The organism is Klebsiella huaxiensis, assembly GCF_003261575.2.
Lineage (GTDB): Bacteria > Pseudomonadota > Gammaproteobacteria > Enterobacterales > Enterobacteriaceae > Klebsiella > Klebsiella huaxiensis.
Genome location: NZ_CP036175.1, coordinates 3336628 through 3354413 on the forward strand (window position 1 = coordinate 3336628; position 17786 = coordinate 3354413).

The following is a 17786-nucleotide window of genomic DNA, read 5'->3' on the forward strand; positions in this document are numbered from 1 at the left end:
TTGACAGTATGGCGGAAAAATGGCCTTTCCGCCGTAAAGTTATACGTTCAGAGCGGGCACACGACCAAAATAGCTCAGGCGAGTCACCGCCCTCAAACCGGCAAGGTACCTTATGCTGGTTTGAGGGCTGCATCATCGAGCCGTTCCGTTAACGCAAAATATCGACCACTCCCGTTCTTCCGTTCACCCTGACCCGCATCCCATTCTCCAGCAGCGTCATGACCCCGCGCACGCTCATCACTGCCGGAAGCTGCAACTCCCGCGCGGTGACCGCTCCATGTGACAACGGTCCGCCGCTTTCGGTGATCACTCCGCTCGCGCGGTAAAACAGCGAGGTCCATGCAGGATTAGTCGTACGAGCCACCAGAATCGCGCCTTTGGGAAACGCGGCAAACTCCTCCGGCCCATGAACCAGAAAGACCTCACCTTCCACCTCGCCAGGGCTGCCAGCCATCCCCTGTAATCCCTCACCCTGCGGCAACTCGGGGATCGCATCATCTTCGCCAAGATTCCATGACGGACTGCGCTGTTTCGCCGCCTGCCAGGCAGACTTATTGGCGTGCACCTGCGCGGTCAGATCTTCGAAAGCGTTCTGTGCCACCGCAGCGTCAAGATCGGCGAATGACGCAAAATAGAGATCATCCGCTTCTTGCAGAATACCCGCCGCCGTCAGCCGCTCCCCCATCTCGCGCACGCCGCTGCGGAACGGCAGCGTCAGACGCGTGGTCTGATAATGCTCAAGGTCGTCCAGCCAGGTATAAACGCGCGCCAGGCGAGTCACCTCTTCAACAAAGTAGCGCAGATCTTCCGGCACCTGAGCCAGCCAGGCGTGCTGCGCCGCTGAAGCCGCCAGCTTGCCGTTAAGCGCCTGCGCCGCCAAATCATCGTCCGGCAGCTCCACCAGCATTTTCAGCTGATCCAATACAATATGCGGCGCTTCAAGCCAGGTCGGATAATAAGCGTCGAAATCCAGCTCACGATGGCCGTGGCGTTGCAGGAACTGGTTGAAGTCGGTATCAAACGCAGGATACGCGCTAAGACGCGAAACAAGCGCCAGCGACGGGGTGTCGGCGAACTCCCGCAGCAGCTCAGGCTCGTTACGAACCTGCCGCGATAGCGCCCACAGTTCAGCGTTAACTTGCCCGGTTTTAGTCTCGGCGACCGACAGCAACAGATCGAACATCGATTTGGCCTCTGCCGCAGGCATCGACATTTGCAGGATCTGGTAGAGCACGGCATACAAGGTGCGCTGGGTCAGGGAAATAGCAATATTAGGCAGGAAATAACGTTTACCCGCATCGCGTACCCGCAACAGATAATCCCAGCACTGCGCCAGCGTGTAGCTAGCCAACGGCTCGCGCATCAACGCGCCGATTTCCAGCAGATAGGTATCCAGATCGCGCATCCAGCGGATCGGCAACTCCTGCACCCAGGTATAGCGCTTTGCCAGCGTCGGCAGAGCCGCTCGCAGCTGCTCCAGCGAACTGATGCCGCCGGGCATTCTGCCAGCATACAGCTCCACCGCATTCTGGTTGCCATAGACATAGCACTCTTTTACCGCGAACCATTTACCCCCAAAACCAGGCAGGCCCATCAGGGAAAAAGAGAAGTTGAGCGATTCATGGAAACCTTCCTCTACCAGATCCCAGGTCAACGGCGTTACCGCGTTAGGGAAGCGTTCAGCGGATTCATCGCGCGTCCAGCGTTCCGGCACGAACGTGACCAGACGGGATTGCAGCAGATAGAACGAAGCGCCGGAAAATGCCCATTCAATATCCTGGGGAAAACCAAAGAACGCCTGCGCCTGCCGGGCGACGCTCGCCACCGTCAGACACTGTTCATCGCTAAGGGAACTCTGCGATTGCCGGGATGCGGGCAGGACTACATCGTGTACGCCCTGGCTGTCTTTGAGCAAAATCGTCTTTTTTTGTCCGATACTACGTTCCGTGACTTCTCCCTGCGGCATGGCAACGCGGTATTCATCCACCTCCCTCTCGCCGCCGACAACGCTCTCGCCTAATCCAAAGCAAGCGTTAATCAACACTTGCTCCAGCTCCCCGCGTACCGGATCGATGGAAAAGGCTACACCGGCCGCATCGCTTTCCGTCATCTCCACCATCTGCTGGATCACCACCGCCATCGCAGCGTCGAGGTGAACGAGCTGTAGGTGTGCGCGATAGCGCATGGCGTGTTCATGCCATAACGAAACGTAGCATTCGCGCACCGCATTGAGGATCGCATCAGCACCGCGCATATTGAGCAAGGTATCGTGCTGTCCGGCGAAAGCCGCGCCGGGCAAATCTTCAAACGTCGCTGAAGAGCGCACAGCAACGTTCCAGTCCTTCGCCCCAAGCGCGTCCAGCCGTTGCGTTACCGCCGCGCATAGCGCTTCCGGCAAAGCTTGTCGACGAATGAGCGCCTGAATTTCGCGGCTGCAAACGCCGAAATCGTCATATTGTTGCAGTAGAGTCTGGATTTGCTCTCTTAGCGGCGCCAGAAACAGCTGGTAAGCAGAAGCCGACACAATCAGACCGGGCGGCACCGGCAGGCCCCCTGCGGTCAGACGCGCGAGGTTGGCCCCCTTCCCCCCGCTCAGCGTCACTTCGCTGGCGTGCGGATCGTGAAAGGTAAAAATCATCGAGTCTTCCGTTCGCATTATGCTTTCCTTATCATGTTGTTACGGCTGGAGAAGCCGCAGCGGCGCAGCCATACCAGCACCAAAAACGCCAGCAGAGCACCAAAAATCAGATCGATACCGTAGTGATAGCGCAGATAGAGCGTCGCCAGAATCAACCCCGCCACCAGCGGCGACAGCAACAGCGCGCAAAGATAGCGACGCTGTAAAAGCAGATAACCAAACACATAGAGGCTAATGCCGCAGTGCAGGCTGGGAAAAACGTCCATACCCGTTCCTCCACTCGCCACCAGCGAAACCAGCAGCGCGGTCAGCGTGCCGCCTTGCGGCGGGTAGGAAAAAACGTCCGGAAAGGCAAGATAAGGCCCGGCGGCAGGCACCAGCAGATAGCCGATAAATCCAAAGAGATACATCAGCATCAGACCATAGAAGAAGCCACGGCTGGCAAGTTCATGGCGACGGAAAGCGCAAAACAGCACCGGCAGCAGAATAATGAAATAGAATGAGAGGTAGCACAGGCTCATTACCTCACTTAACCAGATCCTTTCCCAGCCCAGCAGCCGTTCAGTCAATCCGCTGCCGAATAGCCAACGATCGCCCGCCAGCAGCCTGGCGTCCATTGAGCGCGGCATTGCCAGCTGAATCGCCTTAAACAGAGGGAAAACCAGCCAACTGGCGGCAAACTGCAGTACGCCAATCCAGCTGCGCCAGCGCGACGACGACGAACACATCGATTGCAGCAACAGCAGCCAAACCACCACGCTGGCGATTACCGGCGCAATAAATTGGGGGTCACGCAGCTGCCAGGCGGAAAAAATCCCCAACCCGGAAATCAAGGCGATCAGGGCTAAATAGATCCCATACCCCGGACGGTTCCGGGAAGCCAAACCGACAAAATGGGTGTTCTTTATCAGGCTCAAACGTTTTCCTCCACCCAAACAGAACGTTGCCGCCACCCCAGGTAAGCCGCTGTATAAAGCAGCCACAGCCAGGGAAAGAGAATACCCAGCACAATCAAACAGGGCAGCCACAGCAGCGAGGCGGCAAAACCGCTCGCCAGACGAAAAAACGCCACCGTATTGCGTCCGTCGGCCTGTCTGCCAACCCACCAGGCACAAAGCAGTACCGGAAAAAGCACCAGCACAAACGGTAGTTGCAGCGCGCAGGCCCAAATGTTTCTTTGCCGATGCCGCTTATCAGATGGTTTTTCAGCATGTATTCCGCTTGCCGCTCGTTTAAAAGCCAATGCCCAGGGTTCGCTATGCTGCTGGTGGGCATAGCCTTCGGCGTCCGCCATGGTCGCCTCGCTGACGCAGTTGACCGAAACCTGATTCAACGCATTATTCACACATTCACTGATTTCCGTTTCCCAGGCTTCCTGGGACTTATCTTCCCGCGCAGGAAATACCAGCGCTTCGCCAACCAGCAGCTCGACCCGCGACCCAAAGCGATCAGGAACCTGGTAGAAACTCCCTACCGGGATCACCCGAAAGCGCTGGCCTTCCTGCAACAGTCGGCGAATGATTTTCACGGTTCCCGGCTGATAAGGCTGTGGTGCATAGCTCCATTCGCTGGTGCCTTCCGGAAAGATAACCAGACTGCCGCCCTGCTTTATATGGACAATAGCGTGCAGCACCGGGTTTCCCGCCTGCGTCCGGCTAAAACCGTAGCGAGCACGATCCTTGTCGCGCACAACCGGAATGCCAGTAAATAACAGGCGCAAAAAACGCGATCGCAGCAGTTGAACGGAGGCAAGAAACTGGCCATGCGGCAACAGTGGGCTAACCACCCACCCGTCAGTCGCCCCGTTACGGTGGCTGGCAAGCAAAATCGTGGGAATAGCGTCGTCCAGCGGTAAAACACGGTGGCCACGTTCGTCAATAAAGTCGATCGAAGCGTAGTAGAAATGGCTCAATAGCCTGGCGATAAAGCGATACCAACGCGGCAACGCCCTGCCCGGAGTGAATCGCAGCCAGGGAGGATTACGTTTTTCCATAACGTGTGGTTGTCATCATGTCCTTGTTTAACATTTCCGCACAATAGACGCTTCGTTAAGGGATTACAATGAGCAGTTTGGGGGCATCATCGCCTCCTCAGAATTACTGTGGGTGAAAAGTGGACATCAGCTTCCGGTTATGTTCGATAACCTCATCTTGCGCCTGTTCAAGCTTCTCACCGCTGACGATCAGCGGATTCAGTACCAGCGCGCCAGGCGGTATGCCGGTTACCGGTTATCGCCACTTCGATGGTCAGGCGTTCGAAAGACTTCATCAGTTGTAGCAGGCGCAGCGTATCTTCCGGGAATGATGCCACGTTCAGCGGCTGCGGGCCGGAAGCGGTAATCAACGAGCTCACTTCAACCGCACAGTCGTCCGGGCACAGGTGTTCCATATCTGCCGCAATCTCCAGAGCCATCGGGACTGTCCAGCAGGCATTGGCAAAACCGCCCAGCCCGTTGGTCTCCTGGCCAATCAGGCCATATCTTAACGAGATGCGCTCTTCAATATCGACTAGCCGCAGCGCCTTAACCGGCATCTCAGCGCGCCGCTTAAGTAAAATGTGTGGTTGATGCCGCGCCTGTCGCGTTTTCAGGCACAGTGGCCGGGGTTGAATTCACAGCTTCACATGCGGGCCGGAGTGACGGACTTTAACGGACGGACTTGAACGAAGAGCGTGTGGACCTGGCTATTTACTACGGCGCGACCCAGTATTCCGATCTGTATCAAGAGCGGCTGATGAGTGAGAACCTGCTCTCGCCTTTAGCGAGTGGTTAAGGAGGAGTGTGGTCAGGATCAATACCCGGTGGCGCTTCCGCTGACAGGGCTACGGGTTCACAGTCATCTGTGGATTGGTAGCCCGGACAGATGCGCAGCATCGCCTCCGGGGAAAAAGGCCGTCTGCGGGCCGGGAAGCCCGCAAAAACCGCTATTTCTCCGGACTATTTTTACTCTTCTGCAACGTCTCTTTTAACTGACCAATCAGTTCGCGGCGAAAATCCCCCAGCCGCGGCTTATCATCAGCGATCCACGGCAGCGGGCGGCACAGCTCCATGGCCTTAATCCCCAGCCGCGCGGTCAGCAGTCCGGCACCAATGCCCTGGGCCGCGCGCGCCGACAGCCTGGCCGCCAGATCCTGCGACATCCAGTCCATACCCACTTCCCGCACCAGCTCGCTGGCCCCGGCAAAAGCGATATTCAACAGCACCAGACGGAACAGGCGCAGACGGCTGTAGTAACCCAGTTCAATGCCGTACAGCGTGGCGATGCGGTTGATCAGGCGTAAGTTACGCCAGGCGATAAACGCCATATCCACCAGCGCCAGCGGACTGACGGCAATCATCAGTGTCGACTCCGCCGCCGAGCGGCTGATTTCGCGCCGCGCCTGAGCATCAAGCACTGGTTGCACGATCTGCGCATACAGGCTGACCACTTCGCGATCGTTCTGCGTCTCGTGGATCGCCGCATACCAGCGCTGTAGCGCCGGATGCGATTGATCCAGCCCCGCCTGCTGCGCGAGTTTTTCACAAAACGCACGCCCTTTGCCAACTGCATGGCTGTGCATCAAATCCCGCGCCTCATCGCGCTCATGTGCACGTTGACGCAGCCGTCGTAGACGCCGCCATTCGGTCGCGACTGAACCGACGCCAGCGCCAATAATCAGCGCCCCGGCAGCGCAGCCGCCAAGCGCGATCCAGTCCTGCGTCTGCCAGGCGGTCATTGTCCACTGCACGCCCTGCGCGACCACGCTCACGCCGAAAATAGTCAACCCGGCGCTGACCATTTTCCGCCACAGGCTACGTTTGGGCCGCAGAACCGATTCAACAACCGCCTCCGCCGCTCCCTCTTCTTCTTCCACGATATCAAGGCGCGCCGGAGCAAACTTCCCGGCATCCACATCATCAAAAGCGCGGGCAGATTTGAGAATTTGCGCCTTTTCCGCTTCCAGCGGGCCGTCGAAATCGATACGCGGTTTTAACGGTTCGGTCATCGCAACTTATCTCCAATTAAAAATTCCAGCGCCGCATCAAGGCGAATATGCGGCAGCGGCTTATCAACATCCATCACCTGCGGACGGAAGTTTTCAAACTGGAAGCCCTGCTGTTCCCAGAATGCCTGCCCCGGCAGACGTGCGGGCACTTCGCCAGGATAGACGGTCAGCGGCTGGCCATCGCTCAACCGGTTACCCCGCAGCGCGGGGATCTTTTCGCCGTTCACCTCAATAAGCCCGCTCTGGGTCGCCTGAATAGACGCCAGCCCCAGGCAATCCATACTGATTCCCTCGAACGCCGCGTTTTGCCACGCGTCCTGAATCAGCTGTTGCAGCAGCGACACCATATTGCTGTGCTGATCGACGGTCACGTGATCGGCTTTGGTGGCCGCAAACAGCAGCTTATCGATAACTGGCGAGAACAAGCGGCGGAACAGCGTGCGCTGACCATAGTGAAAACTTTGCATCAGCTGCGTCAGCGCCAGGCGCATATCGTTGAACGCCTGTGGCCCGCTATTGAGCGGTTGCAGGCAGTCCACCAGCACAATTTGCCGATCGAAGCGCAGAAAATGGTCTTTATAGAAACCTTTGACGACTTTCTCGCAGTAGTATTTAAAACGCTCGCGCAACATTCCGGCATTGGTGTGTTTGTCCGCCTGGGCGAGCCTGGCCTCCCCGATAGCATCAACATCCGGCCAGGGGAAAAATTGCAGCGCAGGCGCGCCGGCCATTTCGCCGGGCAGCACAAAGCGCCCGGGCTGAATAAAGTGCATCCCTTCGCGTTTACAGGTGTGCAGATAATCGGTCCATGCGCTGGCAATCTCCGCCAGGCGAGTTTCATCGGCCGGAGCCAGCGGATCCAGCCCTTCACAAAGTAGCCGCCAACGCGTCGACCATTCTGCCCTCTGCCCTTGCAATAGCCCGGTCATCTGTCGTGACCAGGTGAGATAGTCCTGGGCCAGCATCGGCAGATCCAGCAGCCACTCACCGGGGTAATCGACGATTTCCAGATATAGCGTTGAGGTCTCTTTAAAGTGGCGTAACAATGAATCGTTGGAACGATAGCGCAGCGCCAGGCGGATTTCGCTGACGCCGCGGGTGGGCGTTGGCCAGATCGGCGGCTGACCATATAGCTGAGCCAGCCCTTCGTCATAGGTAAAGCGCGGAATACCAAAATCCCGCTGCGGTACGCGCTTGACGCCCAGCAGGCGTTCTTCTCTCGCCGCGCTGAGCAACGGTAATCGCGCCCCGGCGTGAATGTTCAGGAGCTGATTGACCAGCGCGGTGATAAAGGCGGTCTTGCCGCTGCGGCTAAGGCCGGTAACGGCCAGACGGAGATGCCGGTCAACCCCACGATTAACCAGCGCATTAAATTCAGTTTTGAGTCGCTTCATCGCCATCCTGTTGTGCCTGAAGAACGAGAGAGAATAATATGGGGGCTATACGGATAACTATCAATGGCTTGCATTAGCCCCGCGACCGCGGGGCTGAAGATTACTTGCTGACGCTTTTTGGCATATCTATCTGATTAAGGCCACCCGCATTAACTACCTGAGTGTAGCCCATCTCGGTCAGCAGCTGCTGGGCCTGACCCGATTGTCGCCCAACGTTGCAATAAACTTTAATGGTATCGTTTTTATCCGGAACTTCGCTCGCAATCCGCGTTTTTATATCAGCCAGCGGGATGTTAATCGCCCCTTCGACGTGTTCTTTTTGATACTGCTGCGGAACGCGAACATCTATCCAATGCTCCGCCGCAGACACTGGTAAGGCGACAGCCAGAGCTAAACCCAGAAGTAGTTTTCGTAGCATTTTATCATCCTGATATGTTGAGTTTTTAGGCACTCATAACATACGCCATCCGCGACGTTTAGAAAACCGCAGCGCTGCCCGGCTAAGCATCGGTTCCAGAACAAGCATCAGCAGCATTTTCAGCGGCCGACGGGCGACAGATTTAACCGCCCAACCAGCAACGCCGGCCGGGCCATAACGCAGCGCGGTCAGCAGAACCAGCTTGCCCGCGAATTTCAGGCCTGGCTTCACTTTTTGTCCTGCCTGCTGCCATTTCATGTTCATCATTAACCTCACGTTCAATTACAGCTGGCGAAAACGACTGCGCAGCGAAAAGGTATCGGAGGTGACGTAACGTTCCATTTCACGCAAACGACGCTCTCCCGCCGCCAGTTCCTTATCTGCGGCAGCCAACAGCTCTCCACTGCTCGGCATTTTTTCACCATTCAGTTCGCTTTCCGGCATCGGATCCAACACGAATGAGAGAATAATGTAGGCCACGACCACAAACAGAAACAGGCCAAAAATCATTGCCAGTACGGTAATCAGGCGCACCAGCTTCACCGGCACGTCCAGATACTCCGCAATACCAGCGCAAACCCCTTTCACCATGCCGCGCTGCGGAATGCGCCACAGTTTTTTACTCAAATCCAGTCCGCCCATTATTGGTCTCTCCAGTTCGGATGCTCAGCATCAAGAATGGCTTCCAGCGCCTGAATACGCTCGCGCATCCGCTTCGCGTCATCGGTCAGTTGCAACAGACGCTGCTGTTCGTTCTGCGATAAGCTGCCGCTGGCGGTGCGATTGTTGTAGTGCAGCCAGAGCCAGACCGGCAAAACAAACAACACAAACAACGTCAAAGGGATGGCGAGAAAAAGCATGCTCATGTCGACTCCTTGCAGATGGCAGCGGCACATCTCGGTGCCGCCCAAAAACGATTACTGGTTATTTTGATTCATTTTGGCTTTCAGCGCCGCCAGCTGCTCGCTGATTTCATCGTCCGCTTTCAGGTCGGCGAACTGCTGATCCAGCGATTTGTCTTTGCCAAAACGATGGCTTTCCGCTTCGGCTTCCATATGATCGATACGGCGTTCAAACGATTCAAAACGCGCCATTGCCTCATCAATCTTGCCGCTATCCAGCTGACGACGAACGTCGCGGGAAGAGTTGGCAGCCTGATGACGCAGCATCAACGCCTGCTGACGTGCGCGGGTTTCGCTCAGTTTGTTTTCCAGCTCGCCGATCTCTTTTTTCATCCGCGTCAGGGTTTCATCAACCAGCTGCGCTTCATGTTCAAGGCTACCAATAAGATCGGTCAGCTTCTGTTTTTCGATCAGTGCGGCACGGGCCAGGTCGTCTTTCTCTTTACGTAACGCCAGTTCAGCTTTGTCCTGCCATTCACCCTGCTGGGCGACGGCCTGCTCAATACGACGGCTCAGCTGTTTCTTTTCAGCCAGCGCGCGCGCCGAGGTCGAACGGACTTCAACCAGCGTGTCCTCCATTTCCTGAATCATCAGTCGAACCAGCTTCTGCGGGTCTTCCGCTTTCTCCAACAGGGAGTTGATGTTGGCATTCACGATGTCGGCAAAACGAGAAAAAATACCCATAATTTCAATCCTCATAGTTCTTGGTGTCAGGCATCGGCCTGTGCAATGATTAATACAAATGGCGTGCCAACTTTTTATCTTATTGATTTTAAAAGATGAGGTTGTTATCTGTGCAGTGGATTGCTAAAGTGATTTGGTGAATCACACTACTAAATGGCGAAATTCATCATGGCGGAATACAAGGACAACCTGCTCGGCGAAGCCAACAGCTTTCTTGAGGTGCTGGAGCAGGTCTCACGGCTGGCATCGCTGGATAAACCAGTGCTGGTGATTGGCGAACGCGGTACCGGTAAAGAGCTTATCGCCAGCCGCCTGCACTTTCTCTCTTCCCGCTGGCAGGGGCCGTTTATTTCGCTGAATTGCGCCGCGCTCAATGAAAATCTACTCGACTCCGAGCTGTTCGGCCACGAGGCCGGGGCGTTTACCGGCGCCAGCAAGCGCCATCCGGGGCGTTTTGAACGTGCTGATGGCGGCACTCTGTTTCTTGATGAACTGGCAACCGCGCCGATGCTGGTGCAGGAAAAACTGCTGCGGGTAATTGAATATGGCGAGCTGGAGCGCGTTGGCGGCAGCCAGCCGCTACAGGTTAACGTTCGCCTGGTGTGCGCAACCAATGCCGACCTGCCGCTGATGGTAGAAGAAGGACTGTTTCGCGCCGACCTTCTCGACAGGCTGGCCTTTGATGTGGTGCAACTGCCGCCTCTGCGCGAGCGGCACAGCGATATCATGCTGCTCGCCAGGCAGTTTGCTATCCAGATGTGCCGCGAGCTCGGGCTGCCGCTGTTTCCCGGCTTTAGCGATCGGGCGACGGAAACGCTGCAAAACTACCGCTGGCCGGGAAATATTCGCGAATTGAAAAACGTGGTTGAGCGCTCGGTCTACCGCCATGGCAGCAGCGACAGCGAGCTGGATAACATCATCATTAACCCCTTTCACCAACGGCAAACCTCACCGGTCGTCACAGAAAAAAATAACGCCGGGCCTGCGCTGCCGCTCGATTTGCGTAGCTTCCAGCACGAGCAAGAAAAGAGTCTGCTGGAGATGAGCCTGGAGCAGGCAAAGTACAATCAGAAACAGGCAGCGGAATTGCTCGGTCTCACCTATCACCAGCTGCGGGCGTTGCTTAAGAAGCACCAGCTCTGAACCGGACGCAGGAGTAGCAATACGCCCAACATGAAGTGACAGTGTCACCAATATCACTAGTTAATTATTTGTAACTAGCAAGATAATCCAATGTGAATTATCATCTGCGCCATCATTATTCAACGGACTGAAAATACAGATGATTCCGGTTAATTCCTCGACGCTTAGCCGCTATGCCGCGCACGTCAGCTTAATCCATACTATGAAAGGCCATAAGGCCCCTGCGCTGTCGGTCATGATGATCTTTTCAGACCTGTGTATCCGTTCAACCGAGGATTCCTATCGCCTGCAAGGCTGGGAAATTACGCAGAAAAAAAGTGGTCTGGTACTGCGAACCTATGTTGCCACCCATCACGACGGTGATGAGTTTGAAATTACCCCCAAAGATTATATCGCGCGATATAACCAACTCCTTCCGCTGTAGCCCTCCTTGTCCAGCCGCTGTGGAAACACGGCTAACTGGAGAAACCGCTAATAAAAAGATACCATGTGGCAAAAATCAGGGTGCCCGCGCCCCGTGGGACATATGAATCTCTTTTCATAATACCTTCGCTCGCCTGACGCCAAACGCAGGGTGATTTAAGAGGTATACTCGAAGTTAATAAGCGGTTTAAATTTGAATTAGTTGGCCAAATAACCAACGCAACCATCGCTTACATTATCTCCATGAGCAATTAAGGTGGTGGTAAATGTTATTTAATATTAATAAGATAGAGCCTTGCTCTGTAATCAAAAAGATACTATGCGCCTGAAATTGTCATCTCTCCTGGCAGCCGTCTCCATGCTGTGCGGACAGGCCTTTGCCGCGCCAGCGCTGCCTGCTCACGCTGATATCCGTGATAGCGGCTTTGTTTATTGCGTCAGCGGTCAGGTCAATACTTTTAATCCGCAAAAGGTCAGCAGCGGACTGATTGTCGACACGCTGGCCGCCCAGCTCTACGACCGCCTGCTTGATGTCGACCCTTATACTTACCGTCTGGTGCCTGAGCTAGCGGAGAGCTGGGAAGTACTGGATAACGGCGCGACCTACCGTTTCCATCTGCGCAACAACGTACCATTCCAGACGACCACCTGGTTCAAGCCGACCCGCAACTTTAATGCCGATGACGTTATTTTCACCTTTGGGCGCATTTTTAACCGCGACCATCCGTGGCACAACGTTAACGGCAGCAGCTTCCCCTATTTCGACAGCCTGCAGTTCGCTGACAGCGTTGAAAGCGTACGTAAGCTGGATAACCAGACCGTCGAGTTTCGCTTGAAACGCCCGGACGCCTCGTTCCTTTGGCACCTGGCGACCCACTACGCCTCAGTCATGTCGGCGGAATATGCCGCGAAGCTGGCGCAGGGCGATCGTCAGGAGCTGATTGACCGCCAGCCGGTCGGCACCGGTCCGTTCCAGTTGGAAGAGTATCGAAGTGGCCAGTACATCCGGCTACAGCGCCATTCAGCCTACTGGCGCGGCACGCCGTTGATGCCGCAGGTTGTCGTCGACCTCGGTTCTGGCGGGACAGGTCGCCTGTCGAAATTGCTCACCGGCGAGTGCGACGTGCTAGCCTGGCCCGCAGCCAGCCAGCTCTCAATTTTGCGTGACGATCCGCGACTGCGTTTGACCCTGCGTCCAGGGATGAATATCGCCTGGCTGGCGTTTAACACTGCGAAACCTCCGCTCGATAACCCGGAAGTTCGTCATGCACTGGCGCTGGCGATTAATAACCAGCGTCTGATGCAATCGATCTACTACGGCACGGCGGAAACCGCGGCGTCGATGCTGCCACGCGCCTCCTGGGCCTACGATAATGACGCCAAGATTACCGAATACAATCCAGCGAAAGCGCGCGCCCAACTGAAAGCGCTGGGGCTGGAAAAGCTAACCCTTAAACTGTGGGTGCCAACCAGTTCGCAAGCCTGGAACCCCAGCCCGCTGAAAACCGCCGAGCTTATTCAGGCGGATATGGCGCAGATTGGTGTAAAAGTGATTATCGTGCCGGTTGAAGGTCGTTTCCAGGAGGCAAGATTGATGGATATGAACCACGATCTAACGCTCTCTGGCTGGGCAACGGACAGCAACGATCCGGACAGTTTTTTCCGCCCGCTACTGAGCTGTGCGGCGATTACCTCGCAAACCAACTACGCTCACTGGTGTAACCGCGAGTTCGATGAAGTGCTGCAAAAAGCGCTGACCTCGCAGCAGCTGGCATCACGTATTGAAGCCTATAAAGAGGCGCAGCACATTCTCGCCAACGAACTGCCAGTACTGCCGTTGGCTTCTTCGCTGCGTTTACAGGCTTACCGTTACGATATGAGAGGCCTGGTGCTGAGCCCGTTTGGCAATGCTTCCTTTGCGGGCGTCTCGCGCGAGAAAGAAGACGAGGTGAAAAAACCATGATTATTTTTACCCTGCGCCGCTTCCTGCTGCTGCTGATTACGCTCTTTCTGCTAACCTTCGTCGGCTTTAGTCTGAGCTATTTCACGCCGCACGCCCCGCTACAGGGCGCTTCGCTGTGGAACGCCTGGTTGTTCTGGTTTGAAGGGGTACTGCACTGGGATTTCGGCGTCTCCAGCATCAACGGTCAACTGATCTCCGAGCAGCTCAAAGAGGTTTTCCCGGCCACCATGGAGTTGTGCATCCTCGCCTTCGGCTTCGCGCTGTTGGTCGGCATTCCCGTCGGTATGCTGGCAGGGATTATGCGCAACAAATGGCCGGACACCCTGATTAGCGCCCTGGCGCTGATGGGCTTTTCTATTCCTGTCTTCTGGCTGGCGCTGCTGCTGACCCTGTTCTTCTCCCTGACGTTAGGCTGGTTCCCGGTTTCAGGGCGCTTCGACCTGCTATATGAAGTCAAGACAGTCACCGGTTTTGCGCTGATTGACGCCTGGCTTTCTGATTCGCCGTGGCGTCATGAAATGATCGTCAGCGCCGCGCGTCATATGGTGCTGCCAGTGCTCACCCTGGCGGTAGCGCCGACTACCGAAGTGATCCGCCTGATGCGTATCAGCACCAGCGAAGTTTACGACACGAACTATGTCAAAGCCGCTGCGACTCGCGGCGTTTCACGGCGCACCATTTTGCATCGCCACGTGCTGCACAATGCGCTGCCGCCAGTGATCCCGCGTCTGGGGCTGCAGTTTTCCACCATGCTGACGCTGGCGATGATTACCGAAATGGTCTTTAGCTGGCCTGGCCTGGGCCGCTGGCTAATCAATGCGATTCGCCAACAGGACTACGCCGCTATCTCTGCGGGCGTGATGGTCATCGGCGCGCTGGTGATAATTGTTAACGTGATATCAGATATTCTGGGTGCCATGGCTAACCCACTGAAACATAAGGAATGGTATGCCCTACGATAGCGTTTATCTGGAGAAGCGCCCGCCGGGTGCGCTGCGCACCGTATGGCGAAAATTCTACGGTGATACCACCGCGATGGTGGGCCTGTACGGCTGTGGAGCGCTGGTGTTGTTGTGCGTTTTCGGCGGCTGGTTTGCTCCATACGGCATCGACCAGCAGTTTCTTGGCTATCAGCTGTTGCCGCCATCATGGTCGCGCTACGGTGAAGTGTCGTTCTTTCTCGGCACTGACGATCTTGGCCGTGACGTCCTCAGCCGCCTGCTAAGCGGCGCGGCGCCCACGGTCGGCGGCGCATTTGTGGTCACACTCGCCGCGACGCTGCTGGGTCTGGTGCTTGGCGTGATTGCCGGCTCGACTCACGGCCTGCGTTCGGCGGTGATGAATCATATTCTCGATACTCTGCTGTCGATCCCATCCCTGCTGCTGGCGATTATCGTTGTCGCCTTCGCCGGACCACATCTCAGCCACGCGATGTTCGCGGTCTGGCTGGCGCTGCTGCCGCGTATGGTGCGGTCTGTTTACAGCATGGTGCATGATGAGCTGGAAAAAGAGTACGTTATTGCCGCGCGCCTCGACGGAGCATCAACGCTGAATATTTTATGGTTTGCAGTGCTGCCGAATATTACCTCCGGCCTGGTCACCGAAATCACCCGGGCGCTGTCGATGGCGATTCTGGATATTGCCGCGCTGGGATTCCTTGACCTCGGCGCTCAGCTCCCCTCGCCGGAGTGGGGAGCGATGCTCGGCGACGCGCTGGAGCTGATTTACGTCGCGCCGTGGACGGTCATGCTGCCAGGCGGAGCAATTATGCTAAGCGTCCTGCTGGTTAACCTGCTGGGCGACGGGATCCGCCGCGCAATTATCGCAGGGGTGGAATAATGCCGTTACTCGATATCCGTAATTTAACCATCGAATTCAAGACTAACGAAGGCTGGGTTAAAGCCGTCGATCGCGTCAGCCTGACCCTTGCCGAAGGGGAAATTCGCGGCCTGGTTGGGGAGTCTGGCTCGGGTAAGAGCTTAATCGCCAAGGCTATTTGCGGCGTCACTAAAGACAACTGGCGGGTCACCGCCGACCGTATGCGCTTCGATGATATCGACCTGCTGCGTCTCTCGGTTCGCGAGCGCCGTAAGCTGGTGGGCCACAACGTCTCGATGATTTTTCAGGAGCCGCAATCCTGTCTCGATCCTTCCGAACGCATCGGCCAGCAGCTGACGCAGAATATCCCCGGCTGGACCTTTAAAGGTCGCTGGTGGCAGCGTCCAGGCTGGCGCAAACGGCGCGCAATCGAACTGTTGCACCGCGTAGGGATCAAAGATCATAAAGATGCAATGCGCAGCTTCCCCTATGAGTTGACGGACGGAGAGTGCCAGAAGGTAATGATTGCCATCGCGCTGGCTAACCAGCCGCGGCTGCTGATTGCCGATGAGCCGACCAACGCCATGGAACCCACTACCCAGGCACAAATTATCCGTCTGCTGACGCGGCTCAACCAGAACAACAACACCACCATTTTACTGATCAGTCACGATATGCAGATGCTGAGCAAATGGGCGGACAAAATTAACGTGATGTACTGCGGACAGACGGTGGAAAGCGCGCCGAGCGAAGAGCTGGTGACGATCCCCCATCATCCGTATACCCAGGCGCTGATTCGGGCAATTCCGGATTTCGGTAGCGCCATGCCGCATAAAAGCCGACTCAATACTATGCCAGGGGCCATCCCGCTACTTGAACAACTGCCCATCGGCTGTCGTCTCGGGCCGCGTTGTCCCTACGCCCAGCGGGAATGCATCGAAACGCCTCGCCTGGTGGGCGTGCGTAATCATCTCTACGCCTGTCATTTCCCGCTGAACATGGAGAAAGAGTGAAATGGTCGAAACGTTGCTTGAAGTACGCAATCTGAGTAAGACCTTTCGCTACCGTACCGGATGGTTTCATCGACAAACCGTGGACGCGGTCAAGCCGCTGAGCTTTACCCTGCGTGAACGCCAGACTCTGGCAATTATTGGCGAGAACGGCTCAGGGAAATCAACGCTGGCGAAAATGCTTGCCGGTATGGTCGAACCCAGCACCGGCGAACTGCTGATTGATGACCATCAGCTGGAGTTCGGCGATTACTCTTATCGTAGCCAACAGATTCGTATGATCTTTCAGGATCCGTCGACTTCGCTCAACCCACGGCAGCGAATTTCTCAAATTCTCGATTTTCCGCTGCGTCTGAATACTGACCTCGAGCCTGAAGCGCGGCAAAAGCAGATTATCGAAACGCTCCGTATGGTCGGGTTACTGCCAGACCATGTGAGTTACTATCCGCATATGCTGGCGCCAGGGCAAAAACAGCGCCTCGGTCTGGCGCGGGCGCTGATTCTGCGCCCGAAGGTGATTATTTGCGATGAGGCGCTGGCGTCGTTGGATATGTCGATGCGTTCACAGTTAATCAATCTGATGCTGGAGTTACAGGAGAAACAGGGTATCTCCTATATCTACGTCACCCAGCATCTGGGGATGATGAAACATATCAGCGATCAGGTTTTAGTGATGCATCAGGGGGAAGTGGTCGAACGTGGCAGCACCGCAGATGTACTGGCCTCACCGCTACATGACCTGACCAAACGTCTTATCGCCGGGCATTTTGGCGAGGCGCTCACGGCCGACGCCTGGCGTAAAGACGGCAAATAATCCGAGGCGCACATTACGATGATTATTCCGGTTCAGTTTTCCTCTTTACCCGTGACGCCGTGGAAAAACGGCGGCGGCGAAACTCGCGAAATTGTCAGTCTCCCCTCGCCTGATGCGCCTTTTATCTGGCGCGCCAGTATTGCCACCCTGAGTAATGATGGGCCGTTTTCCCTCTTTCCTGAGGTTGACCGGGTAATTACCCTTCTTGAAGGGCAGCCGCTGTGGCTGCACGGCGACAACATCGCGCAGCGCCTTGAATTATGGCAACCGTGGGCTTTTGCCGGAGAATGGCCCCTCGTCAGCGAGGGCATTTCCGGACGCGGCCTGGATTTCAATATCATGACTCAGCGCTCGCGCGCCGCCGCTCAGGTCACGGTTGTCGCAGAGCAACAGCAGCCCGGAGCGGAAGGTATCGCCTGGGTGTTGCAAGGTCGCTGGCAGCTAGCTGGCAAGACCTGTACAGCAGGCTCAGGGATCTGGTGGCACGGCGAGTCGCCGGGAGAGCTGCTCCCGCAATCAGCGGATGCCCGGCTTTTGCTGGCCGAGATTGAACGCCGCTAACAACGGATGTCTGTTATAGCAGAAGGTATACTCT

Annotated in this window: 18 protein-coding genes and 3 pseudogenes; 9 read left to right on the forward strand and 12 right to left on the reverse strand. The window is 56.2% G+C overall.

What is annotated here, in order from left to right; translation table 11 throughout:
- Positions 1-148 precede the first annotated feature (148 nt).
- The 5 genes and pseudogenes from DA718_RS16065 to DA718_RS30865 all read right to left on the reverse strand — a co-directional run.
- Positions 149-2656 carry a PEP/pyruvate-binding domain-containing protein gene (locus DA718_RS16065; protein WP_227015944.1) on the reverse strand — a complete coding sequence of 836 codons (2508 nt, stop codon included), beginning with the start codon at positions 2654-2656 and terminating at the stop codon, positions 149-151.
- Positions 2656-3555 (reverse strand): phosphatase PAP2 family protein, encoded by a 900-nt coding sequence (locus DA718_RS16070; RefSeq protein ID WP_110273471.1) that lies wholly within the window; start codon positions 3553-3555, stop codon positions 2656-2658. The genes DA718_RS16065 and DA718_RS16070 overlap by 1 nt, the downstream gene beginning before the upstream one ends.
- Entirely contained in the window at positions 3552-4631 is a 1080-nt protein-coding gene (locus DA718_RS16075) for a lysophospholipid acyltransferase family protein (protein WP_112216502.1), read from the reverse strand. The genes DA718_RS16070 and DA718_RS16075 overlap by 4 nt, the downstream gene beginning before the upstream one ends.
- Before the next feature lie 103 nt (positions 4632-4734).
- Positions 4735-5011: pseudogene (locus DA718_RS30860) on the reverse strand (family 4 glycosyl hydrolase); the annotation flags it as partial.
- Between the two features lie 39 nt (positions 5012-5050).
- Positions 5051-5170: pseudogene (locus DA718_RS30865) on the reverse strand (hypothetical protein); the annotation flags it as partial.
- Positions 5171-5191: 21 nt separating this feature from the next.
- Between DA718_RS30865 and DA718_RS16085 the strand changes: the two are divergent.
- A pseudogene (locus DA718_RS16085) lies at positions 5192-5388 on the forward strand (LysR substrate-binding domain-containing protein); the annotation flags it as partial.
- 172 nt (positions 5389-5560) lie between these two features.
- On the opposite strand, the gene DA718_RS16090 reads toward DA718_RS16085, so the two are convergent.
- The 7 genes from DA718_RS16090 to pspA all read right to left on the reverse strand — a co-directional run bounded on the left by DA718_RS16090 (position 5561) and on the right by pspA (position 10020).
- Positions 5561-6622 (reverse strand): YcjF family protein, encoded by a 1062-nt coding sequence (locus DA718_RS16090; RefSeq protein WP_112216501.1) that lies wholly within the window; start codon positions 6620-6622, stop codon positions 5561-5563.
- Positions 6619-8016 carry a YcjX family GTP-binding protein gene (locus DA718_RS16095; protein WP_112216516.1) on the reverse strand — a complete coding sequence of 466 codons (1398 nt, stop codon included), beginning with the start codon at positions 8014-8016 and terminating at the stop codon, positions 6619-6621. The genes DA718_RS16090 and DA718_RS16095 overlap by 4 nt, the downstream gene beginning before the upstream one ends.
- Before the next feature lie 100 nt (positions 8017-8116).
- The gene (gene pspE / locus DA718_RS16100; RefSeq protein WP_112216500.1) at positions 8117-8434 is read right to left on the reverse strand and encodes a thiosulfate sulfurtransferase PspE; all 318 of its coding nucleotides are present in this window, start codon (positions 8432-8434) and stop codon (positions 8117-8119) included.
- Between the two features lie 33 nt (positions 8435-8467).
- Positions 8468-8698, reverse strand: coding sequence for a phage shock protein PspD (gene pspD / locus DA718_RS16105; protein WP_112216515.1), 231 nt, complete (start codon positions 8696-8698; stop codon positions 8468-8470).
- An 18-nt stretch (positions 8699-8716) separates the two neighbouring features.
- Positions 8717-9076 carry an envelope stress response membrane protein PspC gene (gene pspC, locus DA718_RS16110; protein ID WP_112216499.1) on the reverse strand — a complete coding sequence of 120 codons (360 nt, stop codon included), beginning with the start codon at positions 9074-9076 and terminating at the stop codon, positions 8717-8719.
- On the reverse strand, positions 9076-9300 hold the full coding sequence (gene pspB, locus DA718_RS16115) for an envelope stress response membrane protein PspB (RefSeq protein WP_110273477.1): 225 nt from the start codon (positions 9298-9300) through the stop codon (positions 9076-9078). The genes pspC and pspB overlap by 1 nt, the downstream gene beginning before the upstream one ends.
- A 51-nt stretch (positions 9301-9351) precedes the next feature.
- A complete protein-coding gene (gene pspA, locus DA718_RS16120) occupies positions 9352-10020 on the reverse strand; it encodes a phage shock protein PspA (RefSeq protein ID WP_112216498.1) in 669 nt (222 codons plus the stop codon).
- Positions 10021-10173: 153 nt separating this feature from the next.
- Here pspA and pspF point away from each other — a divergent pair, with 153 nt between their 5' ends.
- The 8 genes from pspF to DA718_RS16160 all read left to right on the forward strand — a co-directional run bounded on the left by pspF (position 10174) and on the right by DA718_RS16160 (position 17752).
- A complete protein-coding gene (gene pspF, locus DA718_RS16125; RefSeq protein ID WP_167492780.1) occupies positions 10174-11163 on the forward strand; it encodes a phage shock protein operon transcriptional activator in 990 nt (329 codons plus the stop codon).
- 139 nt (positions 11164-11302) lie between these two features.
- A complete protein-coding gene (locus DA718_RS16130) occupies positions 11303-11587 on the forward strand; it encodes a hypothetical protein (RefSeq protein ID WP_112216497.1) in 285 nt (94 codons plus the stop codon).
- 318 nt (positions 11588-11905) lie between these two features.
- Positions 11906-13549: an ABC transporter substrate-binding protein SapA gene (sapA, locus tag DA718_RS16135; RefSeq protein ID WP_112216496.1), complete on the forward strand. Its 1644-nt coding sequence runs from the start codon at positions 11906-11908 to the stop codon at positions 13547-13549.
- Positions 13546-14511, forward strand: coding sequence for a putrescine export ABC transporter permease SapB (sapB, locus tag DA718_RS16140; protein WP_112216495.1), 966 nt, complete (start codon positions 13546-13548; stop codon positions 14509-14511). The genes sapA and sapB overlap by 4 nt, the downstream gene beginning before the upstream one ends.
- On the forward strand, positions 14498-15388 hold the full coding sequence (gene sapC, locus DA718_RS16145; RefSeq protein WP_112216494.1) for a putrescine export ABC transporter permease SapC: 891 nt from the start codon (positions 14498-14500) through the stop codon (positions 15386-15388). Before sapB ends, sapC begins: the two co-directional genes overlap by 14 nt.
- A complete protein-coding gene (sapD, locus tag DA718_RS16150) occupies positions 15388-16380 on the forward strand; it encodes a putrescine export ABC transporter ATP-binding protein SapD (protein ID WP_112216493.1) in 993 nt (330 codons plus the stop codon). The genes sapC and sapD overlap by 1 nt, the downstream gene beginning before the upstream one ends.
- Position 16381: 1 nt before the next feature.
- Complete coding sequence (sapF, locus tag DA718_RS16155) at positions 16382-17191, forward strand: putrescine export ABC transporter ATP-binding protein SapF (protein ID WP_110273484.1); 810 nt, start codon at positions 16382-16384, stop codon at positions 17189-17191.
- Positions 17192-17209: 18 nt separating this feature from the next.
- A complete protein-coding gene (locus DA718_RS16160; RefSeq protein ID WP_112216492.1) occupies positions 17210-17752 on the forward strand; it encodes a HutD/Ves family protein in 543 nt (180 codons plus the stop codon).
- Positions 17753-17786: the final 34 nt, after the last annotated feature.